The sequence below is a fragment of the Paenibacillus sp. FSL R5-0636 genome, assembly GCF_037974255.1.
Lineage (GTDB): Bacteria > Bacillota > Bacilli > Paenibacillales > Paenibacillaceae > Paenibacillus_AQ > Paenibacillus_AQ odorifer.
Genome location: NZ_CP150232.1, coordinates 6,194,230 through 6,210,035 on the forward strand (window position 1 = coordinate 6,194,230; position 15,806 = coordinate 6,210,035).

Annotated in this window: 11 protein-coding genes and 1 riboswitch; of the genes, 3 read left to right on the forward strand and 8 right to left on the reverse strand. The window is 46.9% G+C overall.

Annotated features, from left to right (window positions below):
* Positions 1-55 precede the first annotated feature (55 nt).
* A complete protein-coding gene (locus MKX34_RS28310) occupies positions 56-925 on the reverse strand; it encodes a cation diffusion facilitator family transporter (RefSeq protein WP_076297131.1) in 870 nt (289 codons plus the stop codon).
* A 133-nt stretch (positions 926-1,058) separates the two neighbouring features.
* Here MKX34_RS28310 and MKX34_RS28315 point away from each other — a divergent pair, with 133 nt between their 5' ends.
* Complete coding sequence (locus MKX34_RS28315; RefSeq protein WP_036680230.1) at positions 1,059-1,244, forward strand: hypothetical protein; 186 nt, start codon at positions 1,059-1,061, stop codon at positions 1,242-1,244.
* A 325-nt stretch (positions 1,245-1,569) separates the two neighbouring features.
* On the opposite strand, the gene MKX34_RS28320 is transcribed toward MKX34_RS28315, so the two are convergent.
* Together MKX34_RS28320 and MKX34_RS28325 are read right to left on the reverse strand one after the other, a co-directional pair.
* Positions 1,570-3,195 (reverse strand): ATP-binding cassette domain-containing protein, encoded by a 1,626-nt coding sequence (locus tag MKX34_RS28320; RefSeq protein WP_038573336.1) that lies wholly within the window; start codon positions 3,193-3,195, stop codon positions 1,570-1,572.
* A gap of 155 nt (positions 3,196-3,350) precedes the next feature.
* The gene (locus MKX34_RS28325) at positions 3,351-4,316 is read right to left on the reverse strand and encodes an MBL fold metallo-hydrolase (RefSeq protein ID WP_076104191.1); all 966 of its coding nucleotides are present in this window, start codon (positions 4,314-4,316) and stop codon (positions 3,351-3,353) included.
* Positions 4,317-4,539: 223 nt separating this feature from the next.
* On the opposite strand from MKX34_RS28325, the gene MKX34_RS28330 reads away from it, so the two are divergent.
* Positions 4,540-5,676 carry a virulence factor gene (locus MKX34_RS28330; RefSeq protein WP_036680234.1) on the forward strand — a complete coding sequence of 379 codons (1,137 nt, stop codon included), beginning with the start codon at positions 4,540-4,542 and terminating at the stop codon, positions 5,674-5,676.
* A 101-nt stretch (positions 5,677-5,777) separates the two neighbouring features.
* Positions 5,778-5,982: riboswitch (Lysine riboswitch) on the forward strand.
* A 199-nt stretch (positions 5,983-6,181) separates the two neighbouring features.
* Positions 6,182-7,663 carry an amino acid permease gene (locus tag MKX34_RS28335; protein ID WP_076273156.1) on the forward strand — a complete coding sequence of 494 codons (1,482 nt, stop codon included), beginning with the start codon at positions 6,182-6,184 and terminating at the stop codon, positions 7,661-7,663.
* Positions 7,664-7,772: 109 nt separating this feature from the next.
* Here the strand turns inward: MKX34_RS28335 and MKX34_RS28340 are convergent, their stop codons facing one another.
* The 5 genes from MKX34_RS28340 to MKX34_RS28360 form a co-directional block, all read right to left on the reverse strand.
* Positions 7,773-8,912: a transglutaminase domain-containing protein gene (locus MKX34_RS28340; RefSeq protein ID WP_036680235.1), complete on the reverse strand. Its 1,140-nt coding sequence runs from the start codon at positions 8,910-8,912 to the stop codon at positions 7,773-7,775.
* Between the two features lie 139 nt (positions 8,913-9,051).
* Complete coding sequence (locus MKX34_RS28345) at positions 9,052-11,424, reverse strand: glycoside hydrolase family 95 protein (protein ID WP_076297132.1); 2,373 nt, start codon at positions 11,422-11,424, stop codon at positions 9,052-9,054.
* A 115-nt stretch (positions 11,425-11,539) separates the two neighbouring features.
* On the reverse strand, positions 11,540-13,297 hold the full coding sequence (locus tag MKX34_RS28350) for an ABC transporter substrate-binding protein (protein WP_080742630.1): 1,758 nt from the start codon (positions 13,295-13,297) through the stop codon (positions 11,540-11,542).
* Positions 13,298-13,439: 142 nt separating this feature from the next.
* Complete coding sequence (locus MKX34_RS28355) at positions 13,440-14,345, reverse strand: carbohydrate ABC transporter permease (RefSeq protein ID WP_036680237.1); 906 nt, start codon at positions 14,343-14,345, stop codon at positions 13,440-13,442.
* Between the two features lie 65 nt (positions 14,346-14,410).
* Positions 14,411-15,391: an ABC transporter permease subunit gene (locus MKX34_RS28360; protein WP_036680239.1), complete on the reverse strand. Its 981-nt coding sequence runs from the start codon at positions 15,389-15,391 to the stop codon at positions 14,411-14,413.
* Positions 15,392-15,806 lie beyond the last annotated feature (415 nt).

Here is a 15,806-nt window from a genome sequence, read left to right on the forward strand (position 1 = left end):
AGTCTTGATTTCTCCTTGAATATGTGTGTTTTTCCCTTAATATAGCATTTTTAATTTATTTTTTAGGTTCCACGTGCACCTGCACATTCATAATATTATGCATTTTGCTCATTCTTTCTTCGATGGAATCACTTATTTCATGACCTTCCGTCACAGAAATATTCGCATCCACCTCCACTACAACATCCACATGCACATGATTACCATGAACCCGTGCCTTCACATCTTTAATCTCTTCTACTCCCGGCGTTCGAGCAATCGTACTGCGTAGATCCATCAATTTATCTTCATCAAAGCCATCGGTAAGCCGATAGGTCGAATCACGAAAAATATCCCAAGCAGTCTTGGAGATAATGAGTCCGACAAGAACAGCCGCTGCGGAATCAATCCATGGCAAACCAAACTGTGCGCCTACAATCCCAACTGCGGCTCCAACACTGACCATAGCATCAGAAAAATTATCCTTTGCCGCTGCCATAAGTGCCCCACTGTTAATTTGTTGGGCCAGTCTTTTGTTATATATATATACCCCCATCATAGCCACAGCACATACAATAGCCACCCCTGCCGACAAGAGCTGTGGCGTTTCTTTTGTAGAATCGAAAAAGGACCGCACCGCTTCCACAATCACTTGAATGCCCACTACCGCCATGATAAAAGAAGCCAACAACGCCGCTACGGTCTCTGCGCGGAAATGTCCATAAGCGTGGTCAGAGTCAGGTGGCTTCCGCGAAATCCGTAAACCCACCAGCACAGCTATGGATGCCACGATATCTGTTAAATTGTTGACCCCGTCCGCTACGAGTGCGCTAGATGCAAATAAATAACCGCAAACCAGCTTGAATGATGATAGGATGAGGTAAGCCGCTATGCTAACCCAAGCTCCTCGTTCCCCTTTACGTATATCTTCGTAAATATCAGTCATCTTGGCTCCCCCTCTTTTTCCCCGATTATTTAAAATACGGAAAAGAATTCTTTCAATTATTCTTGCCCTTGTGGCAGCATTTAAAAACAATTAGAATAAAGTGTAAGGACTTGCTTCGAAGGAGGTTATCATAATGAGCGAAAGCAACGATAAAGGAAAAATCAACTTAGCGGAAGCTATCCGTAAAAAACTGGAGCAGAAGAAACAACAATCTTCCTCCAAACCTGGATCCACATTTCAGGCTGGTTCCGCCAAACCGCTAAAAAGCCAAAATAACAAAAAGCCTAACAACCAACGCCGTCGTACTGGCGGATCTTAGTATTTACTTATATTTAAACATAAACGGCTGCGAATCCCTCGGGGAAACGCAGCCGTTTATACGTTCGTCCTGCCTCATAGGATGGATTAGAACTCTTCAAATTCATAACTGATTCTCTTTATTGTACGATTAGCCAGCTGAAAACATGCGCTTTGGAAAACTCAAGGGCTAAAGACTCCCGTCTTAGAAGCCCCGCGTATACTCCCCGTAGAATTCTACTTGTTAATAACTTTTCAAAATCGAAATTATAAAGACAGCTACCCTGATCCTAAAAGGATTAGAGTAGCTGCTTCATGGGTTCCTTCCGCATAGCGGAAATTAAATATTATACTTCTACAGGATACATGCGCTGGCGCATTTCCTTAATTTCTGGATTCTCCAAATATTCATCGTAGCTCATGGAGCGGTCAATTACACCTGTAGGTGTAATCTCGATGATGCGGTTAGCAATGGTTTGGATGAACTGATGGTCATGGGAAGTAAATAGAATCGTGCCATCGAAATCGATCAGCCCGTTATTCAGTGCCGTGATGGATTCCAGATCCAAGTGGTTGGTTGGTTCATCGAACACAAGCACGTTTGCGCCGTTGAGCATCATTTTGGCCAGCATACAGCGAACCTTCTCGCCCCCGGACAGCACGCTTGCTTTCTTCAGTGCTTCTTCTCCGGCGAACAACATACGGCCCAAGAATCCACGCAGGAAAGTTTCGTCCTGATCTTTAGAATACTGGCGTAGCCATTCAACAAGATTCATTTCTACACCATCGAAATAGCTGGAGTTGTCTTTCGGGAAATACGCTTGAGTTGTAGTTACTCCCCATGTATATTCCCCCGCATCCGCTTCTTGCTCACCCATGATCACATCAAACAGCAGTGATTTAGGCTGGGAGTAAGGGCCCACAAAAGCAATCTTATCCCCTTTGTTTACTACAAAGCTGATTTCATCAAGAAGCTTTTCACCTTCAACCGCTTTGGACAAACCGCTGACTGTCAGCAATTGTTTACCCGCTTCACGTTCAGGTTTGAAGTTGAGGAACGGATATTTACGGTTCGACGGACGAATATCGTCCAGTGTAATTTTCTCAAGTTGTTTCTTACGTGATGTCGCTTGTTTAGACTTGGAAGCATTGGCCGAGAAACGCTGGATAAATGCCTGCAATTCCTTGATTTTATCTTCCTTCTTCTTGTTCGAATCACGCTGCAAAGCTTGCGCAAGCTGACTGGACTCATACCAGAAGTCGTAGTTGCCGACGTACATTTGGATTTTGCCAAAATCAATATCCGCAATATGCGTACATACTTTATTCAGGAAGTGACGGTCATGGGATACGACGATAACAGTACCTTCATAGTCCATGAGGAAGTTCTCTAACCAGCCAATAGATTCGAGATCCAAGTGGTTGGTAGGCTCATCTAGCAGCAGGTTATTTGGACGGCCAAACAAGGCTTGCGCCAAGAGTACCCGTACCTTTTCATTGCCGCTCAGTTCGGCCATTTTTTTGTCATGCAGTTCACGCATAATTCCGAGACCAATCAGCATGGCAGCTGCATCTGGCTCAGCATCCCAGCCGTTAAGCTCAGCGAACTCACCTTCAAGCTCCCCTGCACGCAGGCCATCCGCTTCTGTGAAATCGGACTTCGCATAAAGCGTGTCCTTTTCTTTCATAATTTCATAAAGGCGTGTGTGACCCATAATTACGGTCTCAAGTACTGGGAATTCATCATACTCAAAATGGTTCTGTTTGAGTACTGCGAGACGTTCGCCTGGTGTAACATGTACCTCACCGGTATTTGCTTCGATCTCACCAGACAGAATTTTCAGAAAGGTTGATTTACCGGCACCATTGGCGCCAATCAAACCGTAGCAGTTACCAGGGGTGAATTTTATGTTTACATCTTCAAAGAGAGCGCGTTTTCCGTAGCGGAGTGTTACGCCGCTTGTGCTAATCATTACGCATTACCATCCTTTTCACTTAGGGTTTCGGCTCATTATAGCATAAATAGAGAGCAAAAAGCCCGTAAAATAGCCTTTTCAGCTGTTCTCTCCAATACTAAAGTTATTCCAGCTGCTGTACAGAGGTCGCCAGTAAGGAGGAATTTTTTCAATTATTGTCCAGTTATGCGATTCTCGGGTTGTATAACAAGCGTTTCACCATAACTGAGCGTACGGATTCTTTCTTCAGAAATACCTTGTTTAAGCCGGGCACTTTCCATCCGATCCAGCGCTTCCCGGGCCGTATCATCAGCAAGTCTATAGGTGCCGTAATGCATCGGAATCATGGTCTCCGCTCCAACATCTACAAATGCTTGTATAGCCTCTTCAGGGGTTACATGCTGCGAGGTCATGAACCACTCGGGTTCATAAGCTCCAATCGGCATGAGTGCAACATGAAGCTTATAGCGGCTCCCAATCTCCTTAAAACCCGGAAAATAACCGCTATCTCCTGCGAAATACAGGTTTGGGGGCAGCTTGTCGCTATCCGATTCGATCGGCTGCAGAATATATCCTCCCCAATGCGAAGTATTCGTGTCCCAAGGCGTTCTCCGCGTCCAGTGCTGAGTCGGCACGAAGGTAAGCTTAATTTTACCCAGCGTATTTTCCTGCCACCATTCCATTTCTATGCAGTTGCGAAATCCTTTGCGGAGCATCTTTCGTTTCAAGCCTATAGGAACAACAAGGGTTGTCCCTGCTCTATATAATTTACGGATAGAAGCCATATGCAAGTGGTCATAATGAGAGTGCGAGATCAGAATCAGGTCAATGGGAGGCACTTCGCTGAGCGGAATCCCGGGTTGCCCCAATCTTTTCTCAAAGCCTAGTCTTCTCGCCCAGATTGGATCAGTAATGATATTCATCCCTTCATATTGAAGGAAAAACGTGGAATGCCCAATCCACGTAATGGTAGTCTCCAGCCGATTCTCCGCCAGATAAGCTAACCTCGGTGGCGTACTTGGCACTACATATGAATAATCTTTTTTCTTCCGTCGACGTTCCTCCCGCCACTTACGAAACTCTTTAAGTGTTTTATCGGTACTCACATTGTCGAGGTTATTGTAGCGAAATTTAACCATAGAGCACCTCATCTTTAGAAGTTTGCCGAGCACGCTTTACTTTAGCGAATATAATACAACTATATTGAACGGCAGAGTATTTTGCAAAATATACAAGTTACTTGGTAAGGGTGCGCCCTTTTTCCGCAAAATATCTAAGCACCCTTTTGTGTTTCACGCCAGAAATGAGATAATATGTGTATAAAGTATGGCGGTGCATATACCGTTCAAGGGGGAGCTACGTATGAAGATTACTTTTATTGAACCGACTCCAAGTCCAAATACGATGAAGCTTCATTTGGACGAAAGTCTGGAACCTGGAATCCGCAGAACCTATACACCAGAAAGTGAACGTTCCGCACCTGCCTGGGCACGCGAAATGTTAACGATACCGGGCGTTATTAGCATCTATCATGCTGCTGACTTTGCAGCGCTCGAACGCAAGGGCAATGCGGATTGGGCAGCGATTCTAAGAGAAGTCCAGAACCGCTTCGGCAACAGCGAAGGCTTAATTGACGATTGGAATCTTGCCGATGAGAACGCTGGCGCTCATTTCGGCGAAGCCCAAGTCTTCGTCCAGATGTTCCGCGGAATTCCGCTGCAAATCCGCGTTAAGACCGGCGCGAATGAAGAGCGCATCTCCTTAGCAAACCGCTTCACGAAGGCGGTTATGGATGTGGCTAGCGCCGTGATGATTAAAGAGCGTAAGCTCACTGATTACGGCGTGCGTTATGGCGAGCCCGCGGAGATTGCACGCGAGGTGGAGCAAGAGGTTGAAGCGGCGTATCCGCAGGAGCGCCTCGACTCCCTCGTGCAGCAAGCCATTGCGCACGGAGCCGAAGGCGAGTTCGTCGAGCAGAGACGAACCCGCAGTCAGGATGAGCTGCTGCGAGACCTGAAGCATGAGGATTGGCGCGTGCGCTACGCCGCGCTGGAGGATCTTACGCCGACGGCGGAGCTCCTGCCAGAGCTTAAGGCGGCGCTGCACGATCCCAAGCTGCATATTCGCAGGCTTGCGGTCGTGTATCTAGGCGACCTTCGCACGCCCGAAGCGATGGAGCTGCTCTATGAGGCGATGGCAGACAGCGCGCCAGCCGTGAGACGTACGGCAGGCGATACGCTGTCCGACATCGGCGATCCTGCCGCCACGCCTGTGATGACGGCGGCACTGACGGATAAGAGCAAGCTTGTCCGCTGGCGCGCAGCACGTTTCCTCTATGAGGTGGGCACATCCGATGCCCAAGCAGCGCTGTCAGTTGCGGCGGAAGATCCGGAATTCGAGGTTGGACTTCAGGCCAAAATGGCTTTGGAACGTATCGCTTCCGGTGAAGCAGCGGCGGGTACAGTTTGGCAGCAAATGTCAGAACGTCGTCGTAACTAATGTTCCCTACCGGATTTTGTCATTGCTTGACTTGCGAACTTGCTTTATACTAATTCCTGTTGTTTATAAATGAATGAAGTAAAGATAGCCTCGTCATACTAAGATGAGGTAGAGGTCGCGGATATAAAGAGTACGCGCGTGGAGACGTTAGAGCCGTCTATGAATCGCGTCGAAAGGAATATCTGCCGAAGTCTGCACTGTCGCTCTTACAGCGGTGCAGGCTGGGGCCGTTGCCGAAAGGCACGGAACTGTCACATTGTATAACCTGCATAGTAGCAGGTCATAATGTGTTGCGCTATCTTCACAGGGAGTATGATGCGGAGCTGTATAGATGGAAACCGCAGATATAGTCTGCGGTTTCTTTGCGTTTACAGAATTTGTATGTTTGGTGTTTGTCCATTACCTCATGGAGACCACCAAATACACTCTCTCGCTCTGCGGGAGGAAGCAGCTCAGCACTCCCCGTTCATGAATTGAAAGATTAGATCATAAGGAGTGTCAAATCATGCAGGGCAAGCAGCAAAATCTAGCACAAGGCAGCATTAGTAACCCGCCTGAGCTAAAAAAATCATTTAAAGCAAGGCATTTGACCATGATTGCGCTTGGAGGATCTATTGGTACTGGACTCTTCCTCGCCAGTGGTGGCGCTATCGCTTCAGCCGGACCCGGTGGAGCACTTCTAGCCTATACGGCTGTTGGTGTTATGGTTTATTTCCTCATGACCAGTCTGGGAGAGCTCGCTACCTATTTACCGGATTCGGGCTCATTTAGCACTTACGGCACGCGTTTCGTCAGCCCCGCTTTTGGGTTCGCCATCGGCTGGAACTTCTGGTATAACTGGGCGGTTACGATTGCAGCAGAATTATCTGCCGCCACCGTCATTATTAAATACTGGTTCCCGGACAGTCCCTCCTTTCTCTGGAGTCTTGTATTCCTGCTGTTGATGTTCGGTCTTAACTTCCTGTCTGCTCGTGGATACGGAGAATCAGAATATTGGTTTGCCATTATCAAAATTATTACTGTTATCGCCTTTCTTATTGTCGGAGTTTTGATGATTTTCGGAATCATGGGTGGAAAAGCCGTAGGCTTCAGCAATTTCCAGATCGGGGGTAGCTCCTTCCACGGTGGCTTCTTCGCTTTCGTCGGTGTCTTTATGGCTGCGGGATTCTCCTTCCAAGGCACCGAGCTAATCGGTGTTGCAGCAGGTGAGAGTGAGAACCCTCGCCGCAACGTACCTATTGCTATTCGCCAAGTATTCTGGCGTATATTAATCTTTTATATCCTCGCTATACTTGTAATTGGAATGCTGATTCCTTACACGAATCCAGATCTGCTACGCGGTGGTATTGATGATATCGGAGTCAGTCCATTTACGATCGTATTTAATAAAGCTGGGCTTGCTATTGCCGCATCCGTCATGAATGCTGTCATTCTCAGCTCCGTATTGTCAGCCGGGAACTCGGGAATGTACGCCTCCACCCGCGTCCTGTACGCTATGGCTAAAGATGGAATGGCTCCACGTGCTCTAGGCAAGCTTAATCGCCGCGGTGTTCCCGTTGGAGCTTTGCTCGTGACCACAGCTGTCGGTATGTTGGCCTTTTTGGCATCATTCTTTGGTGACGGTGCCGTATACAACTGGCTGCTTAATGCTTCCGGTATGTGTGGATTTATTAACTGGCTCGGCATCGCTGTCTGCCATTATCGTTTCAGACGCGCCTTTATAGCCCAAGGTCATTCCCTTGATGAGCTGCCTTACCGGGCTAGATGGTTCCCGTTTGGACCTATATTTGCCTTAGTACTTTGTGCGGTAGCCATCCTTGGCCAGAATATGGGCGCCTTCTCAGGTGGAAGCATCGACTGGTACGGTATTGCCGTTTCCTATATCAGCCTGCCATTATTCGTCTTGATTTGGGCCGGCTATCGCTTCTTCCGCAAGAGTAATATTATTCCTTTGGATAAATGCGATCTTAGTACTCACCCAGAATAAATAGACTCATCAAAAAAGGGATATCCAGAAGCCTGAAAGGCTGCAGGATATCCCTTTTTATATAAATCAATCTAGTATATTCAACTCCTGATTTTACTTAGCCCTTTGCCTATTCCCAAGTCACATACACTTTTAGATCACCCGTATTATCAAAAGAAGTGCTAGAATAAGACACATCCTCTAGTCCAAGTTTATATAACTCCTGTAGATCATTCTTCAGCTGGGTTCCACTACCGTGATAACGGAATAATAAAGATCCCTCTCCTGAAGCGACAGCCTTATTCGCCAGCTGAATTAAATCTGCTGCTGAACGTACAATCCGCTCCTCGGCATACAGCTCATAATTAAGGTCCTTCTGAAGCTGCTTATACACCCCGGCGCTCTGTCCTCCACGCTCTGCAAGTGCTGACAAGGTCTTATAATAGGCAACCGAGGCTGCCGGATAAGACTTCGTCCAGCTATGGTCCTGACGCATTTGTGCATCAGTCTTCAAGTAATACGCGGTGCTTACCACGCCGGCTTTATCAGGTGTCGGGTCATCCCAAGTTGTGTCGAGATGATACCATCTTCCTTCGAGCAGCACTAGATTCCAAGCATGAGACTGGCTGCGTCCTCCCGGCTGTTTTGCAGTGCCCTCAACGATTTTATTACTGAATCCCGCTTCCTTGAGCAGCTTATAGGTCAACAGCGAATACCCCTGGCAAACGGCACTGCCACTCTTCAGACCTTCATAAGCCGTATATTTACGATAAGAGGTATCATACTTCAGACGCAGCACCACCCAGTCGTGGATAGCCTTAACCTTCTGATGATTATTCATGCCCGGTGTAATGATCTTCTTGAGCGTTGCCTTCACTTCTTTGTTTACAAAAGCGGTCTGCTCCAGCGTTTCCAAGTATTTCACTTCTACCGTAACCTTTACAGAGCTTTTGCTCCCTCGATAAGTGTATCCGTAGCTGTCTATGATGTAATACAAATAGGGATCGCTATTCATCGCTTGATCTAGACCCGTTTGTATCTGTGTTTTTAAATTCGAGGTTTTCCCCTCATAAGTAAAAGTGATAGTTTCTCTACGATTATTCATCGCACCGGTTAGCTTCTGGGCAATTTCACTTACAGAACGAACGGTCGGTGAAGTCGTGGCCGCATAAGCATGCCCCCAGGTCCAATACAATGTCGGGGGAATGGCTGCGCAAATAATCACTCCTCCAAGAATGACTTTTGCCAACGTGAAGCGTTTTTTCCACATAATTATTCTGATCCTCCGGCTCCTACAGACTTATTCAAAACCCTCCATTTAATAGATAATGAGGACTTGGGCAAAAAAAGACTGTTCTCTGTAGAATAATTCTACTCTGAGAACAGCCACTAAGCCAGACCGATATGAATTATTTCTTTAGGGGTGTAATGATATAGGTCTCTCCGATTGCTGTTTCAAATTCCAGCCCCGCTCCTTCAATCTGTGTACCATCCGGTTTTTGAATGAGCAAAGGCTGGTGTTGAACAATTCTGCAGGATCGGCCATGAGTCGAGGTAACCTCTGCCCTTGTTAAACAGCCCTCGCTCCATTCTATAGTCGTGACAAAGCCACCACGTGCCACCAAACCTTTCACGCTGCCTTCAGACCATTCCTTTGGAAGAGCAGGTAATAGTTCCAGACCCTCCTGATGACTCTGCAAGAGCATTTCTGCTATCCCGGCTGTAGTTCCGAAGTTTCCATCAATCTGAAACGGAGGGTGATTACCGAACAGGTTCGGCAAACTGGAATCTTGCAAAATGCGACGTAGACAGCTAACCGCACTCTCGCCATCCTTCAGACGCGCATAAAGATTAAGCAACCAAGCTGCGCTCCAGCCTGTATGGCCACCTCCGTGTTCTATGCGTTTCTTCAGTGTGAATGTTGCCGCCTCCGCTAGCTCTGGTGTGGAGGAAGGGCTAATTACGTTCCCAGGGTACAGGTCATACAAATGAGAAACATGACGATGCCCAGGCTCTTGTTCAGCGAAATCCTCATTCCATTCGCGGACAGTTCCGTCCGGTGCGATCCCCTGGTGGGCAAGCTGCTTCTGTTTCTGCATAAGCTCCTGACGCAGCTCTACATCGGTATTTAAAATGTCAGCAGCCTGAATGCAGTGCTTGAACAACTCAGCGATGAGCGATAAATCCATGGCTGAGCCAGCCGAGACACTGCATGGTATGCCTTCAGCAGTCAGAAATACATTCTCTGGCGAGGTAGACAGACCTGTCGTCCATCTTCCATCAGGCAGCTCCACTAGCCAATCCAGACAAAACAATGCGGCTCCCTTTAATAAGGGATAAGCTGTGCGCAAATAGTCCTCATCTGGACGGAAAGCGTAACGCTCCCATAGATGGCGAGAGAGCCATACCCCGCCCATCGGCCAAAAAGCCCACATCGCCTTACCGTCTGATGGAGAAGTCATCCGCCACAAATCGGTATTATGGTGTACTGTCCAGCCGCGTGCGGCATAATGAATATTCGCTGTACGGCTGCCAGCCACGCTAAGCTCCGTAATAAAATCTATTAAAGGTTCATGGCATTCGCCCAATCCGCATAACTCGGCCGGCCAATAATTCATTTCGGTGTTTATATTTGTCGTATAATTGCTGTTCCATGGTGGCTGAATATAAGGATTCCAAATGCCCTGCAGATTCAGAGCTTGTGTCCCCGGCCGTGAGCCAGCAATCATAAGATAGCGGCCATACTGGAACAGTAGCGCTTCCAGTTCAGGATCCGTCTGTCCTTCGCGGTATTGTGCCAGTCGCTCATCAGTCGGAAGCTCTCCCCGGGAGGCAGCAGATGCAAGCGTCAGCTGCACACGGCGGAACAGGGATTGATGATCCTCTAAGTGGCGCTGCTTAAGCTCTGTGTATCCTTTAGAGGCTGAAGCTAACTGCACTAGGCACAACTCCGCTGGCAGCTTGCCACCGCTTCCCGGCATCCGGTCATACCCGGCATAATCGGTTGCCGCAGCCAGACGAAGGGTAATAGAGTGCGCGCCAGAAATCAACAGCGAGCCGTTCTCCGCTTCACAAGCCCCACCTTCCGTCTGGATCTCCATAACCGCAGCAAAACTTATGCCAAGCCCCTCTTCATATAATACGGCACGCGGGTGATCCCCTACGTAGTTATCAGCCACATGCGACGGGGCACGGCCAGTCATAATCAGCATGCCATCCGGAGTAATCTCCGAGTGGGAAGGATGCGGTGATGCCAGATCCGCCCAGAAATCTGGCAGAGTAGCTTGGCCCTCTCCCCCCTCCGCACGGATATGAAGAGCTATAAGCTCATCCGGTCTGCTGGCCAATACTTCACGTACGATCCTTACACCACCGGCAGTATAGGATACCGTAGCCAACGCCCGATCCAGATCAAGCTCCCTCCGGTAATCCTCTACAGCACCTGCAAAATTAAACTTCAATCGCAAATCTCCAAGTGGTTGATAGGATTCCGTCCGGCTGCCTAACATTTTGGCGTCCACCAGTGCTTCTGCTTCCTTGTATTTTCCCTCTGCTACTAGCTGTTTGGCTGGGGCTAAATACCGCAGTGCCTCATAATTGGCTTTATCCCGCGGCAAACCCGACCATAAGGTGTCTTCATTTAATTGAATCCGTTCTTCTTCGATTCCACCAAAGACCATGCCGCCCAGCCTGCCGTTACCTACGGGCAGCGCCTCTTCCCATACAGCCGCCGGCTGCTTGTACCATAACTCATGCTGTCCGGAGTTCTTGCTCTCTCCCATGTATATTCCTCCTGTCCTGTTATGACCGGTGAAAAGCAATCAGCGGGAGGCCCGGACTTTCGTTCGGACTTCCCGCCATCTTCATGCTTTTATTGTATTAGACGAAATTTAATAATTAATCATTCCAAAGTTTCACGCGTTGTTTAACCAGCTCTTCACGCAAATCTTCAGCTTTCGTTACACCAGCTTTATCTAGCTCAGCCATGTAAGCATCCCAAACTTTATCGAAATCAGCTGGTTTAGACAAGATTGCTTCAGGGATCCGTTTCCAACTGATATCCTTCAGCTTGTTGTCAAGAACGACGATTTCGCTATCCCCAGGAATCGTGATGTTCCATGCCGCGCCCCAAGGTTTAACTTTGAACTCATCTTCACTAGGGAAGAGGTCTTTCCAAGTGGTTGCTTTGTAAGCAGCAAGTGTTTCTTTTTCAACCGCATTGTAACCTACGGTTACTTGCTCAGGGAAACGAGTTGTGTAGTAGTTACCAGATGGATCCAATACACCGTCGCCATAGTGAGCGCTCAGCAATGCATAGTTTGATCCGACATTACCCAAGCCAGTTTCTTTTTGGAAGTTGGTAGTGTCATTATATTTACGGTCGTTCACATCTTCAGGAATGACACGTTTGCCATCAACAACATTGTAGTGTTTGCCTTCAATACCCCAGTTGACCAGTACTTGACCTTCGTCGGAAGCTAGGTAGTCCAGGAATTTAATTGCACGAACTGGATCTTTAGCATCTACGCTGATCCCAATTCCGTTACCACCCATGAAGCCTGTAGGCCAGAAGGAGGTTTCTTTGTACTCCTCAGACAAGGTTACAGGATAGTGTCCATAGCCTTGATCCAGCTTGCCTTCAGCTTTCAATGCTCTTTCTCCATCGCCATAACCCCAGTCTTGGTCAATCAAACCAATAACGCGGCCGGTAGCGATTTTAGCTTTGTACTGATCATACTTTTGAACGAAACTTTCTGGATCAAGCAATCCGATATCGTTCATGTGGTTGAGCCAGCGGAAATATTCTTTTTCAGCCGGACGACGGAAGTGATAAGTTACTTCTTGGGTGTCGATATCAATCGCATATTCACCATCGTCAGGAGAACCAGTAGTAATAAATGCTGGGTTAGTTACTGTAATGTACATGTACCAATCGTCTGCATTCAGAGTCAGGCCGATGTTTTTGTTACCATTTTCATCGGTAGGATGTTTTTCCAAGTAAGCCTTGATTACGTTCTCATAATCTTGAACAGTTTTGATTGCAGGATATCCAGCTTCTTTAACAGCACGGTGCTGTAGTTCAAATCCGCCACCAGCATCAAAATATTTGTTGTCCACACCTGCATAGGTAGGGATGGCATAAATCGCATGATCATCGTCACTGTAACGTGAACGTTTCATGCCTTCTTCGCCCAATACTTTTTTGATATTCGGAGCATATTTTTCAATCAGGTCTGTTAGATCAAGCATTGCGCCTGCATCCACCAGCTTGCTGACATCAGTCTTAGCACTGATCAAATCCGGATATTCACCGCTCGCTGCGATCAAGGCTACTTTTTGTTGAGGATCACCAACTGCATATTCAGCATTTAGGGTTACTCCCGTTTTTTCCGTAATCACTTTACCAACTTCATCTTGCATACCTGTCCAGTTCGGGTTAGGGTCTGCACTGAAGAAGGTCATCGTGAGCGGGGAAATATCCTCAGCCGCATTGGTCGCATTTCCAGCATTAGTTGCGTTGCCGCCTGTATTTCCAGCTGCAGCATTACCGTTGTTGCCATTGTTACCGCCGCAGCCTGCAAGCACACCGAGCAGCATAATAGAAGTGAGCGTTAATGCCGTAGCTTTGGCTTTTATCTTTCTATTACTTCCCATTAAATAAACCCTCCTTAAAATTGTTTATCTATCGTATCACAGGTGAAGACCTGTTAATACTTTACCCAGCTTGCCAAAAGAAAACGGATACACAATAGGTTTTAAGCATAGGGGAGACTAAGCTCCCCCCGTTGAACTGTGATTAGCTCTTCACAGCACCAAGTGTCATACCTTTAACAAAATACTTCTGAATGAACGGATAAACCAACAGGATCGGTACGGTTACGACAATCGTAATCGCCATTTTGAGCGACTCCGGTGAGACCTGATTGGAAGCCAGCGAAGCAATGTTGGAGCGGTAGTCGCCTCCGTTACCACTGGTTGTGGTCTGCAGAACCTTCATCAGTTCGAATTGTAATGTGGTCAAGTTAGGGCTCGAACCATTGTACAGATAAGTATCCAACCAAGCATTCCATTGACCTACTGCTAGGAACAGCGCAATTGTTGCTAACGCTGGTTTCATCAGTGGCAAAATGACCCGGAAGTAGATGGTAAAGTCATTGGCTCCATCCAGCTTCGCCGATTCCTGCAATGCATATGGCAGGCCGTCGATAAAGGAGCGGATGACGAAAACGTTAAAAGCACTGACCAATCCAGGTAAGACATAAACTGCAAAGCTGTTCATCATATGCAGATCCTTGATCAGCATGTATATAGGAATCATTCCTCCAGAGATATACATGGTCATTGCCAAGAATGTGGAAACGAATTTACGGCCTGCAAAGTCAGGGCGGCTGATCGTAAACGCCAGCATCGAGGCACTGATCAGTCCGAATAGAGTACCGACAACTGTCCGCAAAGCGGATATTTTAAACCCGGTGATTAATCCCGAGAAGGTGAAGATTTTCAAGTAATTGTCCCAAGTAAACTGGCGGGGATAGATGGTCACTCCACCGCGCACACTATCCACTGAATCATTTAGTGAGATTGCAAGCACGTTCAAAAACGGATAAATCGTGATTACAACCACGAACAGGATTACAAAATATACAAAGAAATCAAAGATCCGGTCTGACCATGACTTTCTGGTGATAGCTGATTCTCCCACGGTAACGCTCTCCTTTCATGAAAAGGGCAATTTGCTGCCACGATTGGGTTGAAGGGCCCTCTGTATTACAGAAGGCTCTCTTTTGTTGTGCGTTTGAAGATTCCATTAATCGTAAACAGTAGAATTACACTGATCACTGAGTTGAATATATTGATCGCTGTACCGTAGGAATATCTCGCCATGCCCAGTCCGTATTTCAGTGAATACAGGTCTAGCACCTGAGAATAGTCGGTAACGAGGTTGTTTCCAAGCAGGAATTGCTTCTCAAAGCCGATATTGAGCAAATTACCAATCGACATAATGAGTAGTACAGTAATTGTTGGGCGAATACCCGGAAGTGTAATATGCCATACCTGACGAAGTCTGCTGGCACCGTCTACCCGGGCTGCTTCGTACAATTCAGGCCCAATACCTGCGATAGCTGCAAGGTAGATGATGGCATTCCATCCGGTCTCTTTCCAAATATCCGATAAGGTAACGATTCCCCAGAAGAGATGGCCCTGGGCCATAAACTGGATAGGTGCGTCTATGAATCCTATTCCTAACAAGATATCGTTTACAATACCATTTTCACCAGATAACATTTTAGTTACAATCCCTGCTGCAACCACCCATGATACAAAGTGAGGCAAATACGAGACTGTTTGAGCAAATCGTTTAAAGAAGCCGAGACGCACTTCATTAAGCAATATTGCAAACGTTATCGGAAAGATAAGGCCTGCGACCAAACCCATTCCACTCATCGCTAGCGTATTACGCAGCGCCAGAAGGAATTGCGAGTCACTGAACAGTGTCTTAAAGTGTTCAAAACCTACCCATTCTTGTTCAAAAAAGCCACGTGCGGGCTTGTACTTTTGAAAAGCCATCGTCCAACCCCATAACGGGAGATAACTGAAGACGAATGCCCAGATCACAAAAGGTATCGACATCATCCATAAGTACTTTTGATTCTTAAAGCTTCTCCAAAACCGTCCTCCTGAAGCAGGCTTTTTGTTGCGTGTTCGGGTATCCGGCGGGATTTGAGAAGTTACTGTGTCCGCTTTCATAAAGCCCCTCCTCTCTATGTCTATATTCTAAATCTCTGTAAGCGATTGCAGTACCCTATAAATTCGACCTAAAATCAGGTGAAAATTAGAGATTTAGAGCCAAAATAAAGCGGATACATCGTTGAAAACACTGAAAATAATCATGAATTTACTGAAAATAAAATCAAGTGAAATTATTTAATTTCATAAATCAATACGATACTTAATCCCCTGTCTATTTCACACAATTAATACTTCACCCCATAATTAAAAAACGCCCCGAGCCAACGTTCTATAAGTGAACGTGGCCGGAAGCGAAGGCGCGGACTGAAATGACCCTATTTAAGCAAATTGCACTTCTTATTGGGTTAGGCGGACTATAAAGACCTTATTCACTTAAAAAACCACCTTTTGGAGAACATTTGCAGCTAATAAC

Coding starts and splice junctions, on each gene's coding strand:
- MKX34_RS28310 (WP_076297131.1), bottom strand. CDS start 925: ATGACTGATATTTACGAAGATATACGTAAAGGGGAACGAGGAGCTTGG.
- MKX34_RS28315 (WP_036680230.1), top strand. CDS start 1,059: ATGAGCGAAAGCAACGATAAAGGAAAAATCAACTTAGCGGAAGCTATC.
- MKX34_RS28320 (WP_038573336.1), bottom strand. CDS start 3,195: ATGATTAGCACAAGCGGCGTAACACTCCGCTACGGAAAACGCGCTCTC.
- MKX34_RS28325 (WP_076104191.1), bottom strand. CDS start 4,316: ATGGTTAAATTTCGCTACAATAACCTCGACAATGTGAGTACCGATAAA.
- MKX34_RS28330 (WP_036680234.1), top strand. CDS start 4,540: ATGAAGATTACTTTTATTGAACCGACTCCAAGTCCAAATACGATGAAG.
- MKX34_RS28335 (WP_076273156.1), top strand. CDS start 6,182: ATGCAGGGCAAGCAGCAAAATCTAGCACAAGGCAGCATTAGTAACCCG.
- MKX34_RS28340 (WP_036680235.1), bottom strand. CDS start 8,912: ATGTGGAAAAAACGCTTCACGTTGGCAAAAGTCATTCTTGGAGGAGTG.
- MKX34_RS28345 (WP_076297132.1), bottom strand. CDS start 11,424: ATGGGAGAGAGCAAGAACTCCGGACAGCATGAGTTATGGTACAAGCAG.
- MKX34_RS28350 (WP_080742630.1), bottom strand. CDS start 13,297: ATGGGAAGTAATAGAAAGATAAAAGCCAAAGCTACGGCATTAACGCTC.
- MKX34_RS28360 (WP_036680239.1), bottom strand. CDS start 15,391: ATGAAAGCGGACACAGTAACTTCTCAAATCCCGCCGGATACCCGAACA.